This is a genomic window from Pseudomonas sp. AGC41 (assembly GCF_057334555.1).
The window spans coordinates 47,664-49,237 of sequence record NZ_JBHFJB010000039.1 but is presented as its reverse complement, the minus strand read 5'-3'; the positions used below and the strand labels follow the sequence as shown (position 1 = coordinate 49,237).

Annotated in this window: 2 protein-coding genes; both read right to left on the bottom strand. The window is 61.3% G+C overall.

Features of this window, described 5'->3' with window-relative positions:
* Nucleotides 1-91: 91 nt before the first annotated feature.
* Nucleotides 92-640, bottom strand: a complete 549-nt coding sequence (locus ACE04F_RS07215; protein ID WP_486105597.1) for a sugar ABC transporter ATPase — start codon at nt 638-640, stop codon at nt 92-94.
* Nucleotides 641-709: 69 nt separating this feature from the next.
* Nucleotides 710-1,477 carry a sulfite exporter TauE/SafE family protein gene (locus ACE04F_RS07210; RefSeq protein ID WP_486105596.1) on the bottom strand — a complete coding sequence of 256 codons (768 nt, stop codon included), beginning with the start codon at nt 1,475-1,477 and terminating at the stop codon, nt 710-712.
* Nucleotides 1,478-1,574: the final 97 nt, after the last annotated feature.

Sequence of the window (1,574 nt, the reverse complement as noted above, 5' to 3'; positions counted from 1 at the left end):
CGGTTGCGCAGCAACCGCCAAAAAGCCGGGGCCGCTTCGCAGCCCAGCGGGAGCAAGCTCCCTCGCCACAGGGATTGCATGCTTCCTCACATTACAACTCCACCTTCACCCAACTCACCGGCTGATCGAGCCAATCGGCGAACTCATCGATAAATTCCTGCCTGAACCCCGCCTCCAACCAATTATTGAAGATGAAGCCCAGGTTGGAGAAAGCGCAGGGCTGCAGGAACAGGAACCCGTTGATGTCATCTTCATGCCCGCATTCAGGGCAGGTGAAGTTGTCGGTGCGCCCCGGCATCCAGTCCTCCAGGCTTTCGAACAGCGCCTCGCCGATTTCCCGACGGCACTCGGCGCAGCCGGCCTCTTCAAGAAAACCCTTGGCCGGCGTGTAGATGCAGCGCTTGGTGATGATTTCCAGGCCGTTGACCGGTTCACCGAAGGGCAACGCGTCGGGATGCAGGACCACCTGACGGGCGCCGGGGGCGATGGCGTGGGCCATGCGATTGCCAGTGCGACCGCAAGTGGTCAATTGCTCTTCGATGATGTTCTTGCGCACCAGCCAGCGTACGATCGCCCAAGCCCGGGGCTCATGAACCGGCAAGGTGGAAATTTTCGGGACGATGATGCTTTGCGAATTCATGGCGAGGCCTGGCTGTTTCCCTGGCGGGTCTTATAAAAGGCCGGCAGCTTAATCCCTGGCCGGGCCAGGTCAAGCACTCAAATAGCGCCCGATCAAGGCCAGGCCGCTGGCGAGCACCAGCCAGGTGACCAATCGCACAAACGCCTCTCGCGACATCTTCATGGTCAAGCGGCGCCCAACCCACAGCCCTAGCGCCATGGCCGGCAACAAACACAGCGCCAGTACCAGCAAGGGTAGCTCGGCATACACGCCGGCGATGACGAACAGACTCAAGCGCACCACCGTGCTGCAACTGATCAGCGCGCTCTGAGTCGCTCGGGCCGCCTCCTTGGACAAGCGGCTATTCAGGTAAATGGCATATAAAAAGCCGCCGCTGCCAAACAACGCGCCGAACATCCCGCCGACCGTGCCCATCGGCAACGCCCACAGCGCAGACAACTGCGCCGGCCGAGTCTTTATCCACAGGCTGTAGATTGCATAGGCGCTGATGAACAGGCCCATCAACAACAGCAACAGGTCGGACTTGAGGTTAAGCAGGAAAATCACCCCGAGGGTGCAACCCACCGCCATGCACGGCAACAACCGCAGCAACTCCGGCCGGGCGACATCCCGACGCGATGGCAGCAGGTTGCCGAACGCCGCGACAAAATCCAGCAGCACCAGCAGCGGGATGATTTTCGCCAGCGGCATGTACAGCAGCAGGATCGGCGCGGCCACCAGCGCCGTGCCGAACCCGGCGATGCCGAACACGATATAGGCCAGGGCGATGGCCAGCCCGATCACCAGCCATTGCGTCGGGGCGAACGCCCATTGACCCAGCCATGAGAAAAGATCCATCCGGCACTTCCTTGATCAGGAGAGCGGCGACTTTAGCCAGATGTGTCGTGGCATATCCAGCATTTGTGGCGGCCGCCCTATCGCCTTGGGGGGGGGG

Coding starts and splice junctions, on each gene's coding strand:
- ACE04F_RS07215 (WP_486105597.1), bottom strand. CDS start 640: ATGAATTCGCAAAGCATCATCGTCCCGAAAATTTCCACCTTGCCGGTT.
- ACE04F_RS07210 (WP_486105596.1), bottom strand. CDS start 1,477: ATGGATCTTTTCTCATGGCTGGGTCAATGGGCGTTCGCCCCGACGCAA.